18 protein-coding genes and 3 pseudogenes are annotated in these 16,006 nt (G+C 69.0%); 12 read left to right on the top strand and 9 right to left on the bottom strand.

The window, feature by feature from the left end:
- The first annotated feature begins 330 nt into the window (after positions 1-330).
- Positions 331-903 (top strand): helix-turn-helix domain-containing protein, encoded by a 573-nt coding sequence (locus NCC78_RS05615; RefSeq protein ID WP_250792082.1) that lies wholly within the window; start codon positions 331-333, stop codon positions 901-903.
- Here the strand turns inward: NCC78_RS05615 and NCC78_RS05610 are convergent.
- Positions 812-2,089 (bottom strand): MFS transporter, encoded by a 1,278-nt coding sequence (locus NCC78_RS05610; RefSeq protein WP_250792081.1) that lies wholly within the window; start codon positions 2,087-2,089, stop codon positions 812-814. The two genes, NCC78_RS05615 and NCC78_RS05610, sit on opposite strands and share 92 nt — an antisense overlap.
- A 344-nt stretch (positions 2,090-2,433) precedes the next feature.
- On the opposite strand from NCC78_RS05610, the pseudogene NCC78_RS05605 reads away from it, so the two are divergent.
- The 4 genes and pseudogenes from NCC78_RS05605 to NCC78_RS05590 form a co-directional block, all read left to right on the top strand.
- Positions 2,434-2,841: pseudogene (locus NCC78_RS05605) on the top strand (IS110 family transposase); the annotation flags it as partial.
- 322 nt (positions 2,842-3,163) lie between these two features.
- A complete protein-coding gene (locus NCC78_RS05600; protein ID WP_250792101.1) occupies positions 3,164-3,346 on the top strand; it encodes a transposase in 183 nt (60 codons plus the stop codon).
- A 443-nt stretch (positions 3,347-3,789) separates the two neighbouring features.
- Complete coding sequence (locus NCC78_RS05595) at positions 3,790-4,524, top strand: dienelactone hydrolase family protein (protein WP_250792080.1); 735 nt, start codon at positions 3,790-3,792, stop codon at positions 4,522-4,524.
- 624 nt (positions 4,525-5,148) lie between these two features.
- Positions 5,149-5,568: a putative type II toxin-antitoxin system PemK/MazF family toxin gene (locus NCC78_RS05590; RefSeq protein ID WP_250792079.1), complete on the top strand. Its 420-nt coding sequence runs from the start codon at positions 5,149-5,151 to the stop codon at positions 5,566-5,568.
- Between the two features lie 12 nt (positions 5,569-5,580).
- On the opposite strand, the gene NCC78_RS05585 is transcribed toward NCC78_RS05590, so the two are convergent.
- Positions 5,581-5,952, bottom strand: a complete 372-nt coding sequence (locus NCC78_RS05585) for a hypothetical protein (RefSeq protein WP_250792078.1) — start codon at positions 5,950-5,952, stop codon at positions 5,581-5,583.
- A gap of 143 nt (positions 5,953-6,095) precedes the next feature.
- Positions 6,096-6,491, bottom strand: a pseudogene (locus NCC78_RS05580) (hypothetical protein); the annotation flags it as partial.
- Position 6,492: 1 nt separating this feature from the next.
- Between NCC78_RS05580 and NCC78_RS05575 the strand changes: the two are divergent.
- A pseudogene (locus NCC78_RS05575) lies at positions 6,493-7,040 on the top strand (IS5 family transposase); the annotation flags it as partial.
- A gap of 89 nt (positions 7,041-7,129) precedes the next feature.
- Here the strand turns inward: NCC78_RS05575 and NCC78_RS05570 are convergent.
- Complete coding sequence (locus tag NCC78_RS05570) at positions 7,130-7,549, bottom strand: MerR family transcriptional regulator (RefSeq protein ID WP_250792077.1); 420 nt, start codon at positions 7,547-7,549, stop codon at positions 7,130-7,132.
- A gap of 176 nt (positions 7,550-7,725) precedes the next feature.
- Between NCC78_RS05570 and NCC78_RS05565 the strand changes: the two genes are divergently transcribed.
- The 4 genes from NCC78_RS05565 to NCC78_RS05550 all read left to right on the top strand — a co-directional run bounded on the left by NCC78_RS05565 (position 7,726) and on the right by NCC78_RS05550 (position 9,380).
- Positions 7,726-8,046: a DMT family transporter gene (locus NCC78_RS05565; protein ID WP_250792076.1), complete on the top strand. Its 321-nt coding sequence runs from the start codon at positions 7,726-7,728 to the stop codon at positions 8,044-8,046.
- Between the two features lie 44 nt (positions 8,047-8,090).
- Positions 8,091-8,513, top strand: a complete 423-nt coding sequence (locus NCC78_RS05560; protein WP_250792075.1) for a DMT family transporter — start codon at positions 8,091-8,093, stop codon at positions 8,511-8,513.
- Positions 8,501-8,659 (top strand): hypothetical protein, encoded by a 159-nt coding sequence (locus NCC78_RS05555; protein ID WP_250792074.1) that lies wholly within the window; start codon positions 8,501-8,503, stop codon positions 8,657-8,659. The genes NCC78_RS05560 and NCC78_RS05555 overlap by 13 nt, the downstream gene beginning before the upstream one ends.
- Positions 8,660-9,230: 571 nt before the next feature.
- Positions 9,231-9,380, top strand: a complete 150-nt coding sequence (locus NCC78_RS05550; RefSeq protein WP_250792073.1) for a hypothetical protein — start codon at positions 9,231-9,233, stop codon at positions 9,378-9,380.
- 129 nt (positions 9,381-9,509) lie between these two features.
- Here the strand turns inward: NCC78_RS05550 and NCC78_RS05545 are convergent, their stop codons facing one another.
- The 3 genes from NCC78_RS05545 to NCC78_RS05535 form a co-directional block, all read right to left on the bottom strand.
- Positions 9,510-10,187, bottom strand: a complete 678-nt coding sequence (locus NCC78_RS05545) for a hypothetical protein (RefSeq protein ID WP_250792072.1) — start codon at positions 10,185-10,187, stop codon at positions 9,510-9,512.
- Positions 10,188-10,276: 89 nt separating this feature from the next.
- Complete coding sequence (locus NCC78_RS05540) at positions 10,277-10,768, bottom strand: hypothetical protein (protein ID WP_250792071.1); 492 nt, start codon at positions 10,766-10,768, stop codon at positions 10,277-10,279.
- Positions 10,769-10,868: 100 nt separating this feature from the next.
- Complete coding sequence (locus NCC78_RS05535) at positions 10,869-11,384, bottom strand: hypothetical protein (RefSeq protein ID WP_250792070.1); 516 nt, start codon at positions 11,382-11,384, stop codon at positions 10,869-10,871.
- A gap of 525 nt (positions 11,385-11,909) precedes the next feature.
- On the opposite strand from NCC78_RS05535, the gene NCC78_RS05530 reads away from it, so the two are divergent.
- Complete coding sequence (locus tag NCC78_RS05530) at positions 11,910-12,266, top strand: hypothetical protein (protein ID WP_250792069.1); 357 nt, start codon at positions 11,910-11,912, stop codon at positions 12,264-12,266.
- 557 nt (positions 12,267-12,823) lie between these two features.
- Here the strand turns inward: NCC78_RS05530 and NCC78_RS05525 are convergent.
- Positions 12,824-13,792: an alkylmercury lyase family protein gene (locus tag NCC78_RS05525; protein WP_250792068.1), complete on the bottom strand. Its 969-nt coding sequence runs from the start codon at positions 13,790-13,792 to the stop codon at positions 12,824-12,826.
- Between the two features lie 131 nt (positions 13,793-13,923).
- Here NCC78_RS05525 and NCC78_RS05520 point away from each other — a divergent pair, with 131 nt between their 5' ends.
- Positions 13,924-14,313 carry a heavy metal-responsive transcriptional regulator gene (locus tag NCC78_RS05520; protein WP_250792067.1) on the top strand — a complete coding sequence of 130 codons (390 nt, stop codon included), beginning with the start codon at positions 13,924-13,926 and terminating at the stop codon, positions 14,311-14,313.
- A gap of 62 nt (positions 14,314-14,375) precedes the next feature.
- Here the strand turns inward: NCC78_RS05520 and NCC78_RS05515 are convergent.
- On the bottom strand, positions 14,376-16,006 hold a 1,631-nt coding region (locus NCC78_RS05515; RefSeq protein WP_250792066.1), incomplete at its 5' end, for a transglutaminase TgpA family protein.

Below are 16,006 nucleotides of genomic sequence, written 5' to 3'. Positions count from 1 at the left end.
GAAGGTGCCGACGTAACCGTTCGGCGTGCATCCTGATGGAAGCACAGCGGCGGCGACCGGTGATCAACATGTTTTACCGCTGCCCCAGCCCACGTCCAAGGAGCCCGTGACGCGCGTCAGCATGGCCACCGGCGCCGGTCGGAGGGGCCGTCCGAACGAGGACTTCGTCGGCGCCATACCCGATGCCGTGGTACTCCTCGACGGCGCGGGCATCCCCGGTACCGAGTCGACGGCGGCGCGAAGGACGTCGAACTCCTGGTCTTACGGCATCAGGTGGCGGTGCTACGCCGGCAGGTGCACCGACCCGATCTCCAGCCCGCGGACCGGGTAGTGCTGGCGGCGTTGTCGCGGCTGCTGCCGCGGCAACACTGGGCGGCGTTCTTCGTCACCCCGGCGACCCTGCTGCGCTGGCATCGACAGCTGATCGCACGACGTTGGACCTACCCACACGCGCGACCCGGCCGGCCACCCGTAGACCGCGAGATCCGGGAACTGGTCCTGCGCCTGGCCGCGGAGAACCCGACCTGGGGGCATCGCCGGGTGCAGGGTGAGCTCACTCGCCTGGGCTACCCGCTCGCGGCCAGCACGGTATGGAAGATCCTGCACCAGGCCGGCGTCGACCCGACACCCCACCGAACGGGACCGACCTGGAAGCAGTTCCTGACCGCTCAGGCGCACACCGTCTTGGCCTGCGCCTTCTTCACCGTCGACACCGTGCTCCTGAAACGGATCTACGTACTGTTCTTCATCGAGCTCGCCACGCGGCACGTCCACGTCGTCGATGTCACCGCACATCCGACCGGCACCTGGGTCACTCAGCAAGCACGGGACCTGCCTGTCGGCCGGTCGCCACCGGTAGGGCGCCACGGGTACGGCGGACAGCGAGCAGAACGAGAGTCGTGACGCCTGCGAGGGCCACCGTGGCGGCCCCAGCAGTGAGCAGCGTGCCTCCGGCACCCACCATTACGACGAGCGGGCCGCCCACAGCAGCACCAATGGGCGTCACGGCCGTCGTGATCGCGCCCCGCGCGGCTAGGACCGCAGGTAGATCGTCAGGGTCGGTGGCGTTCTGGAACAGGGCGAGGCTGAAGGCGAGGAACGGTCCATAGATGAAGCCGCCGAGCGCGAAGAGCAACAGGGCGGGCGCTGCCGCGTCGAGGAAGCCGAACGGGACGAGCACGGCGCCCCAGCCGGCGACGATGGCGACGACGAACGGCCACTGCCGGGTGACGCGCAGGGCCCCGCCGAGCAGGCCGCCGAGGACCGCTCCGACCCCGAAGACCGTCCAAAACGTGCCGAGCAGGCCCGCCGACCCGCGCAGTTCGTCAGTGATGTAGAGCGGGAGCGCCACCTCGACGGGGCCGTAGAGGAAAAAGAAGGCCGCGGTGACGCCGAGCAGTCCGGCGAGGTGCGGGCGCCGGGCGAGGAGCCGGAAGCCGGCGGATAACTGGGGCCGTCGGGGTGCCGCTTCCGCTGGTGGGGTGCGGACGCGGAGCACCTGAAATCCGAGGAAGGCGAAGGTGAGTGCGTCGAGGCCAAGCACAACGGCGGCGTCGACATTCGCGACGAGGATGCCCGCCAGGGCGGGGCCGATGATGACGCTGACCTGTTGGGCGGTGCTCAGCAGCGAATTGGCGGGCAGGCGTCGCTCCGCGGTGAACATCCGGCTGACCAGGGTGTAGATGCCCGCGATTCCCCAAGCTGCCAGGAGGGACGAGAGAGCCAGGAGCGTGACGTAGCTGACCACACTGAGCTTGCCTACGAAGTGGAGCACCGTGACGGCACCCAGGGCCACGGCGCGCAGGGCCGCGTTCAAGCTCACCAGCCTTCGAGCGTCGACGCGACTGAGCCATGGCGCGAGCAGGACCGCGCCCGCCGCGGCGGGAAGGGTGTACGCCGCGACGGCTGCCCCGATGACCAGCCCTTCCCTGCCGGGTGGTGAGAGCGTGAGCGCCACCCACGCCAGCGCCACCACCGCCAGGCCGTCGCCGAGGAAGGAGATGAGCGCGGCAATCGACAGGCGCCGAAAACCAGGGTCGCCCAGGACGGTGCGGTAGCCCTCGGGCACCAGGTGGTGAGACATGATCATCGGTGCAGTCTCGAACCTGAACCCGGGTTGAGGTCAATGGCGAGTGTCGGCGCTCACGATCGTCGCCGTAGGCAACGCGTATCCGGGTCCAAAGCGGATCTCCTCGTCGGGCAGTCGCCAGGCCGTTCCTCAGACAAAGGCAAGGGCAGGAAGGCGGGTAAGAAGCGTGGGCTCGTGGCCCGTGGATGGCCCGCCGGGCACTGCCGACTGCAGCAGCGCCGGACGCCCTGGCAGAGACTCTCGTCCTGACCAAGGCCTTCGAATGGAGCGGGTGACGGGAATCGAACCCGCACTGTCAGCTTGGGGATCGGGTCGAGCCATTGCTTCGGGGTGGCAGTGAACTGGTGGTGTGCAGTGCCCAGGCGGCGAGCTGTGTGATCGGACTGCCGCTGGCCGACGGCTACCAGGCCATGCTGAGCGCCGGCCGCAAGCACAGGAACCGCCTGTGGGCGGTCGAGGGCTGCAACGGCATCGGCCGGCACGTCGCTCAACGCCTGGTCGCCGACGGCGAAACCGTCGTGGACGTGCCCGCGAAGCTGTCCGCCCGGGCCCGGGTGTTCGCCACCGGCCAGGGCCGCAAGACCGACCCGGTCGACGCCCGCAGCGTCGCCGTGGTCGCCCTGCGCACCGAAGGCCTGCGGCAGGTCGTCACCGACGACACCACGGTCGCGTTACGGCTGCTCGTCGACCGCCGTGACCAGCTCGGCCGCGCCCGCACCGACGTGGTCTCCCGGCTGCACCACCTGCTACTCGAACTGGTGCCCGGCGGCGCGAAAAAGGACCTGTCCGCCCAGCAGGCCCGCGCCCTGCTGAACACCGTGCGCCCACGCGACGTGGTCGGCAAAACCCGCCGCCGGCTGGCCTCCGAGCTGATCGGCGAACTCGTCGTCATCGACAAGAAGATCAAAACCGCGAAACAGGAACTCACCGACCTGGTCAACAGCACCGGAAGCCCGCTGATGGACCTGACCGGCATCGGACCGTCCGGCGCCGCCCGCCTGACCGGGCGACATCAGCGACATCGCCCGATTCGCCAGCCGCGCCCACTTCGCCTCGTAAAACGGCACCACGCCGATCGACGCCTCGTCCGGCGACCAGAACCGCCACCGCCTCTCCAGAGCCGGGAACCGGCGCATCAACCGCGCGCTGCACATCATGGCCATCGTCAAACTGCGCCGTGACACCGAAGGCCGCCGCTACTACCGGCGCAGACTGGCCGCGGGCAAAACTCCGATGGAGGCCCTACGGGCACTGTAGCGGCGGCTGTCCGACATCGTCTACCGGCAGATGGTCGCCGACGCGAAGCCGGTCAGGACGGGTCCGGGAGGACACGCGGGGGCGACTCTAAATCCAGCGCGGCCGACCTGAACCCCGAGATCGACACTTCGGAAAAGTCACTTCCCGGACCCGCCACACCCCAGCCTAGAACACCCCTCTTGATCATCACTTGACACAGAGGGGTGCCAGATGCGGACGTACGGACCGGCGGCTGGATCCGTCCTCATTCGGTCGGCTAGGTTATGAACCATGACTACCGGGACGGCATCGCGCCACGCACGGAATGGTGACCCGGTGCCCTTCTGAGCCCCGTACGGGCCGGTGCCGGCCCGCTCATGGATCGGGAGTCCTGCACTTCTGCGCGGGCTCCACCTCCGTCGTGTTGACCAAGGCTCGCGGCCTCAACGACGACAGGAGAAGTCATGCCCACCAAGACGCTGCACATCCCCACTGCGGACGGCCAAGCCGACGCGTTCGCCGCTCTCCCCGACACCGGCGGGCGACGCCCGGGAGTGCTGATGTACCCGGACGGCTTCGGCATCCGGCCCGTGCTGCGGCAGATGGCCTGTGAACTGGCCGAGCACGGCTACTACGTGCTCATCCCCAACGTCTTCTATCGGCACGGCCCGGCACCCGTGATCGAGCTTCCCGAGCACATCGGAGACGAAGCCCGGCCCGCGATTTTCGCCCACCTCATGCCCATGATCAAGGCGCACACTGCCGAACGGACCCTGAGCGACGCCGACGCCTATCTCAGGTTCCTCACCACCCAACCCGAGGTCAGTCCCGGACCGGTCGCGGTGACCGGCTATTGCATAGGCGGCCTCATGGCGGTACGCACCGCTGCGGCCCACCCCGACCAGGTGGTTGCTGTTGCCGGATTCCACGCCCCCGTGGGCGCCGACGGGCCGGACGTCCTCTCCAAGCTCACCGCCCAGCTCCACTTCGGTCACGCCGAGGGCGACATAACCCCTGGGGCCCTCAAGGAGCTCAACGAGACCCTGAATGCCACGGGCGTCAACTACACCTCCGAGATCTATCCCGGCACCATCCACGGCTTCACCATGTCCGACACAGACGCATTCGACCCGGCCGCGCTGCAACAACACTGGGACCGCCTGTTGTTCCTGCTCGGCAACACCCTAACCACCGGCTGATCGTGGGAGTTGTTCTGGGGTCAGGCTGCCCGAGCGGCAGGCTGGCCCCAGAATCGATCAACGCACTACTTTCGGCAGTTCCGGATGCCGTAGCCACGCAGACCGCGGCACGGACGGTGACGAGCCGACCAGCGGCCGGGCGCCCTTGACAGCGGCAAATGTGCGTACGCCGTGCATTCCCGCGGCGCGTCCGCTCTCGCACCGGTTAAGCAAGCCGACGTCGGCACCGCAGTGACGGGCTGACCACGCCGAGCGGGAGGAGCTGGCCCGGCTGCGCCGGGAGAGCTCGGCAGCGCTGCACTCGACCCTGGGCTACCGCACCCTGGCCGAGGCCCTCACCGACTACAAACCACGCCTGACCAGCAATCCTACGGAGACCTGTCCAGAATCCTTGACTCAGCTCAGGTAGGGGTAGCGGGTGCGTTTGATCGTGGTGACGGGCGTCTGCCGGTGACGTGTGCTGGCGAACTTCTCGACGACGCCGTTGGCGTTGAGGCACGCGCAGTACCTGCGGCTCTCCCGGGACCTAGTGACTGGCCCGGTGGTCGAGCAGCCTGCCGCCACCGTCGCCCGCTACCTCGGCTGCGGTCTCACCTGGGCCCGTCCGCGCGGTAGTGTCGGCGTATGGAACGCGGCGAGCTCTGGTGGGCACAGTTCGACGACAAGCGACCCGTCGTGCTGCTGTCGGGTGGTGCGGGGCCGGAGTTCCGGGCGGTGCAGATTGTCGCCCCGGCCACGCCGGTCGAGAAGCAGGGGTTCCTGCTGATGTCCGGTGAGCAGGCGGTCGACGCGGATGAGCGGCGCCGCGTCGTCGAGGCGGCCGGGCCGGACGTGCGGGCGATCGGCATCGAAGTCTTCTTCGGGGCGCAGGAGGGGCTCGCCGAGGATGGTGTCGTGCGGGTGGCGCTGCCCTTGGATGGGAAGATTTTCTGCACTTGGATGCTGTCCCTCGGCGGGGAGTACCTGATCGAGCGGATCGGGGTCCTCTCTCCGGCGAAGCGGCGCGAGCTCGACGTCGCAATGGAGCTGTCCGGCGCCGAGTGACGGCGGCCCGGCTCACCGGGCGAGTGCGTCCCGCGCGGCGAGCATCGCGCCGTGCGGGGAGGACCGGTCGCCGAGCCGGGCGGGTAGTACCGGCGCGGGGGACTGACCCGGCCAGGCCAGCAAGGACAGCTGACGGGTGACCTCGTCGATATGTCCAGGGACCGACGCGGCGAAGCCGCCGATCACGATCGCCTCGGGGCGCACCAGCTCGTCCGTACCGATCAGGGCGGCCCGCCAGGGGCCGCGCAGCCCTTCGATCGCCGTGACGGCCCACGGCGTACGGCCGGGAAAGTCGGACCGCAGCTGGTAGACGTGCGGGTCATGGTCAAGTGCCCGCTCATCGGCATGTGAGTGCGTCCGCGACGACGGTGACGGGGACGGCACGCTAACGAGCGCTGTAACTGAGTGTCATTGAGGTCGGCATCGGGTCGCGTTCAGGGTGGGCCACTTTAAGCCGTCCGGGTGGGGCCGGCTGCTGAGACCGTCAGAACCAGCTATCACCCCGGCTGGGCTGCCAGGGGACGTGGTCAGGAGTTGCGTGTCTTGCGGCTGCCCCGCTTGGTGGTGTCGCCGTTTCTGCCGCTGGTGCTGGCCGTGCTGGTGCTGGCGTCGGCCTGTTCGGGACGGGAGTACCGGTCGACGAGGGCGTCGATGGCGCTGGTGTCCTGTGGTTTGGTCGCCGCAGCGGCGGCCTGCCGGATCGCGGTCGCCTCTCCGACGACTGGCTTTGGTGGGTGGGTTTTCATGGTGAACGCCGGTGTCTGCCGTCCGTCGGCGACGAGGCGGGTAGCAGCGGTGTAGGCGTCGAGGTGGGTCAGGTCGTGCTCGTCGAGTTCGGGCAGGGTGTGCCGGGCGAGGACGCGGGCGTCCTCGGGCGCGCACGAGAAGTAGATCTTGTTGCGGGCGTTCGCCGACGCCGCCGCCCTGGACCAACTCGGGTCGAAGGGGTTGATCGGCTGGTCCCGCGCTACCGCCGACGCCGCCTACGTGCGGGCGATAAGGGGGGCGCTCTGACCGGCCCGAGTCCGGTCGACCGCGGCAAACCCGGCAGCAAAATCCACGCCCTGTCCGACCGTGGCGGGCTCCCGCTGTCCGTCGGGGGCTCCGCCGCGAACACCCACGACAGCCGCTGCCTGGAATCCCTCCTCCAGGCCATCCCCGCCGTCAGGTTCCGGCGCGGCCCTCGCCGCCGGCGGCCCGACAAGCTGTACGCCGACAAGGGATACGACTACCCGCACCTGCGGCGGATGCCGCGCCAGCGCGGCATCCGACCCCGCATCGCCCGCCGAGGCATCGAGTCCCCGAACCGCCTGGGCCGGCACCGGTGGGTGATCGAGCGGACCTTCGCCTGGCTGACCGGCGACCGCCGGCTGACCATCCGATACGAACGCAACCCCAGCCTGTACTGCGCCTTCGTCACCCTGGCCGCCGCCCTGACCTGCCACAAGCGCTACCTCAAACTCACCACCTGAGACACCCTCTAATTCCAACCGCCCTGGGCGATCTTTCGATGCATCAGCAGCACTCATGGTCACGCCGGGACGCCGGTGTCCACCTTGCGCTACGGCATCCGCGGCCGAACCTGCATCTGATCGGGGCCGTCGTACTCGGTGATGACCTCGTCAAGGATGCGTACGGTCTCCTGCTGCCGGCGGATCTCTTGGTCCAGGCCTTCGCGGTGGCGGCGCAGCTCATCGATGAGGAAGTCGGTGCGCTGGGACTCATTGAGCATGCACGGCAGCAGCGGCTCGATCGTGGCGCTGGTCAGGCCAGCGGCGAACAGGTGCTGGATCAGCACGATCCGCTCGATGCAATCCGGGGCGAAGCGCCGGTGCCCGGACGGCAAGCGCTGGGAGACCAGCAGACCCTGATCCTCGTAGTAGCGGATCGAACGGGTGCTAACCCCGCTGGCCTCGGCCAACTGCCCGATGGTCAGCAGCTCACCGGACTTGAACTTTACATTGGTGTCAACTTCAACCATAGGAACATGCTACTCAGGCCCACCCTCGGAACGGTCGGTCGGACGTCTGCCCGAGGCGTGCTCGGCGTTGCCGCCGCCGTGGGCGGGGGGTTCGCCAGTTTCTACTGCTTCCTACACCTCAGACGCAACGGCGCGCGCACGCCGACTCTTCCGCCAACGGGCACGAAAGGACCATCATGAGCTGGCTCTATCTGGGAATCGCCGTCATCTTCGAGGTCGCAGTCGGCCTCTTCGCAAGCAAGGCGAACGGCTTCATGCGCCTGTGGTGGACCATCGCCACACTCGTGAGCGGCGCGATCGCGACCTTCTTCCTCAGCCTCGCGCTTCTTACCTTCGACATCGGCGTCGGCTACGCGATCTGGACCAGCGTGGCGGGCGTTGGGATCGTGATCGTCGGCGCGCTCTTCCTCGATCAGCGCCTGAACTGGAAGAAGGCCCTCGGCATCCTCATCGTCATCGGCGGCGTCGTCGGGCTACAGCTCAGCGGCGCCGCGTGACCCGCGCCCATCCATCGCACCCACCAGACGAAAGGACTGACTCGATGACCGTGTCGCCAACCAAGAACGACTCCAAGAACGCTGGCCCCTGGCTCGTGCTGCTCCTCGCCGGCGCGTTCGAGGTCGGCTACGCGCTCAGTGTCGGCGGAAGCGAGGGGTTCACTGTTCTCGGATGGTCGATCTCCGCTTTCGTCTTCTTCCTCCTGACGTTGTTCTGCCTCAGCGTCGCACTCAAGGCCATCGACGTCGGGATCGGTTACGCCGTCTGGGCAGGCATTGGCGCCGTCGGCGCGGCGCTCCTGGGCCCGGTGTTCTTCCACGAATCGCTTACCCAGGTTCGCGCGGTCTGGCTGGCCGTGATCATCGGCGGTGTCGTCTGGCTGAAGCTCGCCGACAGCCCGAAGCTCGAAGCACAGAAGGCCACGGCCGAGTCTGGCGCCACACCCGCGCCAGAATGGTCGCCCTGACAGCCGCCGACGCCGGCGCAGCGTCCTCGCCCAACTCGAGGGGCGTCATGACCCGCTGGCGCAACATCGAGCGCTCCCTCGCCGAGCCGTCGCCCTTCATCTACGCAGCCACCCCGACCACGATGCGGAAGATCTCGCTGCCCTGACTGACTCTGCGAGCTGCTCGGGGCTGCTCCATGGCTGCTCGGACGTCGGGGAACTGGTCGGGATGTGCAGGGACCCATTCGGATTCTGGGGCGTCACCTGGTGACGAGCGACGACCGACGAACCCTGATCCAGGGCGTGGACCTGCTGGTATCTGGTGGGACCGATGCGGATCAGAGGGGCCTCCGGCGGACGCTTGACCAGCCTGATCAACCCCATAGACAAACATCGGTCTACGGATCAGAAGGTTAGGGGTTCGAGTCCCTTCGGGCGCACAAGATCATAAGAGCCTGACCTGTGGAAACGCGGGTCAGGCTCTTTTTTGTCCGTCCTTTACGGACACGTGGCTGCTCGGTGGCTGCTCGTCCGACGAGCGTGCCCTACGTCCCGCCGTTTCCGGGGCAGTCCACGCGGGTCCGGCTGGGTCTGATCGGCGGCAACGTCGAGAGCGGTCGAATTGATAGACGAAAGTCGATTGCCATGTCCCGTGGGGCGGGTTGGTCGCGAATTGAGGACCGCCGGCGGTCCCCACAGGGGACGTATCGAGAGCCGGTCTGGGAGGACACCGAACACGTGCTGTTCGGCTACCACCCCTGGCACTTCCCGCGCGAACCCGCGAGCGGAGTACGGCTGTCCGTGCGCGACGGCGCGGTCGAGCGGTTACCCGCCGTCGGCTCCCGCGGGCAATCGGTGATGTTCGTGGAGCCGCTGTTGACGCCGTAGCCCCTTGTGCGAGGACGTCAATGTGGACTTTCGTAAAGGCCGCAGGACGATGACGACCGCTACCCAACGGATCACGCCGATCGTCGCCCCTCGCCGAAGATCAGACACACGCATCTGCCGATGACAGCGCTATCGGAGAGGCTGTACGTCCAACGGCGCCGTGATCGCGAAGTTCTTGTCGGTCGCTTCAACCAGAGCGGTCCCTCGCTGCTGCAGGCCGACTCGCGTGGCCCATCCGGTGAGGGCGTCGAGGAAGCCGACCAGGTCCCGCTGCGCGCCGCTCAGCAGCCCGGGTAGCGCACGGTGTGGCAGGTCGACGTGGACTCCGGCCCACCGGCCGCGATACCGGTTCGGGCCGCCGTCCTGCCACACCCGCAGATCGTCGCTGACGACCTCGACCTCCGGACCCGGGTCATGTCCCAGCCACGGCGAGTCGCCGATCAACACCTGGGCCCAGTCGCGCCAGTCCTCCAGCCCGGCACAGCAGCCCGGCGTCACCACCGTCCCGATGGTGCTGTCGCGAACCTGCAGGCCGCCGGCAGCAATGAGAAACTCCTCAGCCAGCAGCGCGTTCACGACCTCATCGCGGCCGCCAGGAGGCTGAACCTCAATCCGACCAGCGAGCGCGGCCACGAACAGCCCGACCCGGTCATCGGCACAACCGGCGTTGAGCACCAACCACGAACCGGGCGCCATCGCTTCCACCGGCCACGGCGGTGGCGACGCGCCGGCAACCGCGGGAACCTCGATGACCGCTTCCATCGTGATCACCACGGTATTCAACCCGATGCTGCGGGCACGGGTCACGCTCTTATGGAACGCCCCATAATGCCGATGTGAGCGTGCGTCGAGCGACTGGCGTTGACCTGCTACGCGATGCTGGTCGTGCTCGGCGATCAGGTGCTGTAGAGCCCGTCCCACGGTTCTGTGAACCCGAGGCGGTCTGGGTACAACTCGACCCAGTCGCCTCGCTCAGCGTCAGACTCGTCAATCAAGCCGAACGTGACACCGTCATGGACCACGCGAAACAGCTGGATGGCGATGTCGTCGTACTGCCGTTCGGGTAGCTGATCGAGCAGGCCAGCCAAGCGCGCCTCGGCCTGGTCACCAAGCTCACCTCGTAGATACGGGGCGGTGGCCACCAGCGAGATGTCAGACCGACGGTGGCGGCCGTCGACGTCGAACAGGTGCAGGTAGGCGTACCAGCGTATCCGTTCCCGGTCCGGATCCGGCTCATGGTCATCATCACGATGCGCGCCGTGTATCCCCGCGTAGAACTGGCCGTCGGCGTATCGCCCTACCCTGTCGGTGTGGTACCCCGGTTCGCGCGCTATCGGAACCAGATCAGGTAGCGACATGCCGGCGACGATACCCTCCGACAACTGCACTCATCTGGCTCCGCAGACCGCGCGCGGTCGGCGCCGCACTTGTCAGCCGGAAGTGACCCACCGGCGTCCGGGTCCGGGTGTGGCTGCGGCGCTCGGGTGATCAGTCTGCACGGTCCAGCGTGACGGCGCTGTGCAAGGGGGTGCTCGCCCACAGTGCTTGCAGTGTGGGGTAGTGCTGCACTTCCCACTCCGCTTCACCGATCGCATGGTCTCGTTCGCGGCCGGGTGGACTGAAGTCGAACCCGGTGTTCTGCACGTTGAGCCGGTCGAGATCGGCGAGCGCGGGTGCGTCTGGGAATACCAGGTCCAGGCTCACCTGCCAGTATTCTGGCTGGTACCAGTCGGTCTCGGTCCAGGTTTCCCGCACGTCGACGGCGAACTGTCGGGTGAAGCTCAGGCTGGGGAGCTGGTCGTGCCAGCTGTACCGGCCCCACTGAACAATGAAGCCGGCGGCGTCGCTGTCCGGCCCTGGCTCCAGGCCGTCGACCGGCTGAGCAAGAAACTCGCGGAACGCCTTCCACGCCGCCTCGACGTTGTCCACCCGGTCCGGAGTCAGGCCGTGTCGGCGTAGCAGCCCGACCAGTTCTTCCGGCGAGTCACGCCACGCGATACCCACGGTTCAGCCTCCCCACTCGGAACCCAACCGTCTGCTTGATCAGGTCGACATCCACACGTGCACAGCACGAAGCGTGATCCTCCCGTCGAGGGCCGGAACGGGTCCAGCCGGGGTACTGCGGTGTTGCGGGGCTGACCGGATGTCCGGTCGAGGCGGGCTGCTTGCCAAGATCAGCACCGGTGCCCGAGCCGGCCGGTGAGAGTGCGGCGTCGGCGCAATCCCACGAGATGGTGAGGCGCTCGCCGCGATGAGCGGCCGCCGTGGCCGCTTTCTCGCGCGCCGCTCAGACGTATCCGGATCTGCCGCTGACCGCACGGTGGCACCAGGACCCGGCGAACCAGGCGAAGGCCGCGGTGACAACCCGAAACTCAACGGCAAGAATGTCGCCAGGGTGCACTCGCACTTCGTGCCGAGCGGCAGCGGCCAGCCCGAACGTGAACGACCTCGGCATGCACGACGATCTTCCGAGTGCCTGCAGGCGAATAACATTCCGTCGCCGCGGCTCTCGACCGGTTCCCGACTGAGTTGATCGCTCTTGCCGGCCCCGACGAGAGGCGAGAGGAGTTTCAAATCACCCGCGACGCCCTCTGCGCGCAGGTCTACCTCTCAACGGGGGGTGGCCTGGAGTGGGGCTTCGGCTTCGACGACGAGGTGGGATTCCTGGTCCAACCGAGCCGCGGCTCCATCCCCGAGGACCTACTGGAGAACGCGCTCGCCGCGCAGCCCGGCATCGAGTCCGCCGTCCACTACGACCGCGAGTCCTTCGAGGCCAAGACGGCGCAGGTGCGCCGGGCCGACGAGATGCTCGCCCGGTGGCTCGACGCGATCCTCGCCGCGCACCGCGCGTACGCCCGCCATCTAGGCCGGGACCTGCCGTACTGAAACGCGTACGGCATTCGCCTCATACCGCGGGCGTACGCGTCGGCGGCGTCGAATCGGTCACGGTTGGTTTGCTCCGCCCATCCGCTCATGCCGCGATGCGAGCGGCGGCTCGGGCGCCAAGACAGTCGCCCACAGTTATCACGATCTCGGCCCGACTCGGACAGCGATAGTCGTTGAAGTCGATGGCCGGATCGAGGCAGGGTGCCGGACCTCCGGGATCAATCGTTGAGCGTCGCTATGGACCGGTGCACGTTCGGACGTACCCGGTTGGGCGCGCTGACCCGTACGCCGACACGTGCCGGCGAGGGTGAACCCGAGGCCGTCGCCAACTGGTTCTAGGACGGCACGCACACCCATGCCGTTCACAGTGCCGCGAATGTGGTGACGGGGCTTCGCTCCCCAGACAGTGTCCGCGTTGAACGGGACCGGAATCAGGACTCGGCCGCGTGTGGCGGCGGCCACCGTGGCGGTGGACTTTCGACGCCTTCCGGAGCCGGGCATGACTACACCTCGTGTTGGGTTCGGAAGCGGGCGGGCTGGCGGTGTTGCTGGCGGTCTCAGGCAAGCAGCGGTTCGAAGATGTCGCGGCCGAGCGTGACGGCCTGGTCCTGGTCGAGAACGGTGGCCGCCAGGCGCGGATGGGCCGCAATCCACGCCTGAGCGTTGGCAGCGTTGGTGAAGAAGTTGATGGTGGAGCAGCACGTGTCCACGGAGCGGCCGGCGTTCCCGGTGGCTGCATACACAATCACCGCTTCCGGCGGCTGGTAGGTCGCGGCATCGTTGGTGATGGTCACACGGACGGGTTGGCCAGTGTGCGGATCGGCAGAGGTGATCGTCGCGTCAGTGCCGAGCATGAACGGCATCCCCAACGCGTCGATGGCACACATCGCGAACACCTCGACCTCGTCGAGTGACACCATGTGCGGCGTTGGCGTTGGCGAGAACGGATAGGCCGCCACCAAACGCCCGGCGGCGTCGACGGCGACAAGGTCTTCCCGAGCAAGTTCCCGCAGCGCTTGCCCGGTGTCCAGGTCCGCCCCGTTCATGGCAGCGCAGATGTCGGCGTCCGTCGGGGCGGTCCCGGTGGCAGCGAAATGACGCAGGATCGCTCGGTGCACCTGGCGGAACCTGTCGGGCAGCTGCTCGGCGCGGTGCGGCCGGTCGGCCCGGATGGCGTTGCCCGGCTGCGCGCAGCAATCCACCAAGCTCAGCTCCGTCTGGGCCGTAGCGGACCCCGCGTCTACCGCCTGGCGCAGGGCAGCGCGGATACGGTCGCCAGTGGGGAGATCCAGGCGGCATGCCGCCGAATCGTCGCCGGTGCCGCCCATCACGTCCACGCCGTTGACCAGGATCGACGGCGACGGATAATTGCCCACGACCTCGGTAACCACCGCCAGCGGCAACCCGAGGTCGACCAGCGCGCCGCGCAGCTCCTGCCGGGTCGGGACGAGGTTCGGACAGTCGGGCACGGAACGAAGCTCAACCGACACCCGGCCCTCTGCCGCACTATCTCCTGCTGTGGTCATCTCGGCCCCTCCCCGAAACGCGGCTCCTGGTGGCATGACGCACACCGCGTGACCGTCACGGCGTTTTCCAGGACCAGACTGGACCTTCCAGTACGGGGGAAGGTCAAGGCGCGACGACAGGAGGCCGCCGCATGCGGATCGGGGAACTGGCCGAGGCGACCGGCACCACCACCAAGACGCTGCGTTTCTACGAAGCCAGCGGCCTTCTCCCACCCGCCGCACGCACCTCGGTCGGCTATCGGGACTACGGCGAGGACGCCGTTGGCCGGCTCGACTTCATCCGCCGCGGCCGCGCCGCCGGCCTCACCCTCGCCCAGATCCGCGACATCCTCACCGTCCGCGACACCGGCCACGCCCCCTGCGGACACGTACGCCAACTGCTCGCCCAACGGCTCGACGCCATCGACGCCCAGGTCGCCGACCTGCACGCCCTGCGGGCCACCGTGGCTCAGCTTCACGGCGTCGCCACCAACGCCAAACCCGACACCTGCCCACCCGAGCAGGTGTGCCGCTACCTGTAGGCGGCCTTTGACCGGCGTCGAATCGCGTCGCAGACGCCGCCTGGTCGTGGTCTGATCCGTATTCAGCGGGGCCAGCGGAGAGGTCCGGGGTGGACGGACCACAGAAGCCGACGCCACCGGGGGTGGGCGGCGCGCAGGGCGGTGATGTAGTCGCCGGCGGCCGTGGCGGCGCGGGTGGCCTGCTCGGGGGTGGCGGTGTCGGGGGCGAAGGCCACCTGGTTGAGCAGGCCGGCCAGCTCGTCCACCCGCGCGCCGACGTTCCTGATGCCCGCCGAGGTGTCAGGCAGCCCGGTGATCGCCGGGGTGGGGCCGGCCGGGGCGGCGGTGGGCGGGTCCGCCGGCTCACCTGTCATCCTCGCCGGGGCGTCGGTGACGGCCTGGCGGGCGCGCGCGGCGACCTCGGTGGCGGAGAGGTCGCCGCTGACCGGGTGCCCGGCCAGCCGCAGCGCGTCGGTCATCTCCCGCCAGGCGCCGGCGATGCGCTGGCCGGGGTCACCGCGCTCCAACCTCGCCCGGCTCAGCGAGCGGCGCAGCGTCAGCAGGGTGAGCAGCGCCGCGCCGACCAGCAGCAGCGCGCCGCCGGCGCCACCGCCGACCAGCGCCGGGGTCGATACTCCACGGGAGTCGGCCGGTCCGCCCGGCGCGGCCACCGGCTCCGGCGGCGCGGTCGGCTCGACCGTCGGCTCGGGCACCTCCGACGGCGGCGGCTCGTCCGGCGTCGGGCGGAAGTCCTCCTCCACCGGGCGCGGTTCGTCGTCCGGCTGGGGCAGCGGGTCGAACGCCACCCAGCCCAGCCCGTCGAAGAGCACCTCCGGCCAGGCGTACGCGTCGCCGGCGCGGACCGGACCGTCGCCGGTGGACTGGAAGCCGACCACCACCCGGGTCGGCAGGCCGGCCACCCGGCCCAGCACGGCGAACGCCGACGCGAACTGCTCCGAGGTGCCCCGCTGCCCGCCGGCGTTGCGAGGGCCGAAGAGGAAGAAGTTCATATTCGGGTACGCGTGCCCGCTCGGCGCGTCGGCCACCAGCCGGTAGTGCTCGGCGAGGAACTGCTCCACCGCGGCGGCCCGCGCGTGCGGGGCGCCGTTTTCCTCGGCGAGCTGGGTGGCGAGGCGGCGCAGCGGATCGGGCACCCCGTCGGCGACCCGCAGCATCCGGGCCACCTCCTCGCCGGCCGGCACGTTCGCGGTGGCGAGCAGGTTCGCGTCCGGCTGCTCCCGGGCCGAGGTCACCGTGTACCGCAGCCCCGGGGTCAGGCCCTCCGGGCGGATCAGCGTCCCGGTCGCCGGGTCGTACGCCACCCGCGCCCCGGTGACCTCGCGCGGGGTGGCGACGGCGGGCAGTAGCCGCCCGCTCAGTTCGGCGACGGTGATCTCCTGCCGTACCGTCTCCACGGTGCTGTCCGGGGCCGGCGGGGTGGCCGGCAGGATCCGGCCGGCGTTGCGGTACGTCGCGCCGACCCGCCAGGTCACCCCGTCGTAGTCGCTGAGCACCGCCAGCCGGATCCGCACGCCCCGGGTTGCCGGGGCCGCCCCGGCCGGTGGGCCGGCCGACGGGGTGGGGGCGGCCGGTGCGCCCGGTCGCCCGGTCCGCACGTCGAGCAGCTTCTGCTCCGGGTGGAGCGCCCACCCGGAGATGCGGATCAGCGGGTTCTCGTCGAGCGTCTGCACCTGCGGCGGCTCGACGTAGCGGC

Origin of the sequence: Micromonospora phytophila, assembly GCF_023656545.1 — a bacterium.
GTDB lineage: Bacteria > Actinomycetota > Actinomycetes > Mycobacteriales > Micromonosporaceae > Micromonospora > Micromonospora phytophila.
This window is presented reverse-complemented; position numbering and strand designations above follow the sequence as displayed.

What these genes read in the sequence shown, in the direction of transcription:
- NCC78_RS05610 (WP_250792081.1), bottom strand. Translation starts at nt 2,089, where the DNA reads ATGATCATGTCTCACCACCTGGTGCCCGAGGGCTACCGCACCGTCCTG.
- NCC78_RS05595 (WP_250792080.1), top strand. Translation starts at nt 3,790, where the DNA reads ATGCCCACCAAGACGCTGCACATCCCCACTGCGGACGGCCAAGCCGAC.
- NCC78_RS05590 (WP_250792079.1), top strand. Translation starts at nt 5,149, where the DNA reads ATGGAACGCGGCGAGCTCTGGTGGGCACAGTTCGACGACAAGCGACCC.
- NCC78_RS05570 (WP_250792077.1), bottom strand. Translation starts at nt 7,549, where the DNA reads ATGGTTGAAGTTGACACCAATGTAAAGTTCAAGTCCGGTGAGCTGCTG.
- NCC78_RS05565 (WP_250792076.1), top strand. Translation starts at nt 7,726, where the DNA reads ATGAGCTGGCTCTATCTGGGAATCGCCGTCATCTTCGAGGTCGCAGTC.
- NCC78_RS05560 (WP_250792075.1), top strand. Translation starts at nt 8,091, where the DNA reads ATGACCGTGTCGCCAACCAAGAACGACTCCAAGAACGCTGGCCCCTGG.
- NCC78_RS05555 (WP_250792074.1), top strand. Translation starts at nt 8,501, where the DNA reads ATGGTCGCCCTGACAGCCGCCGACGCCGGCGCAGCGTCCTCGCCCAAC.
- NCC78_RS05525 (WP_250792068.1), bottom strand. Translation starts at nt 13,792, where the DNA reads ATGACCACAGCAGGAGATAGTGCGGCAGAGGGCCGGGTGTCGGTTGAG.
- NCC78_RS05520 (WP_250792067.1), top strand. Translation starts at nt 13,924, where the DNA reads ATGCGGATCGGGGAACTGGCCGAGGCGACCGGCACCACCACCAAGACG.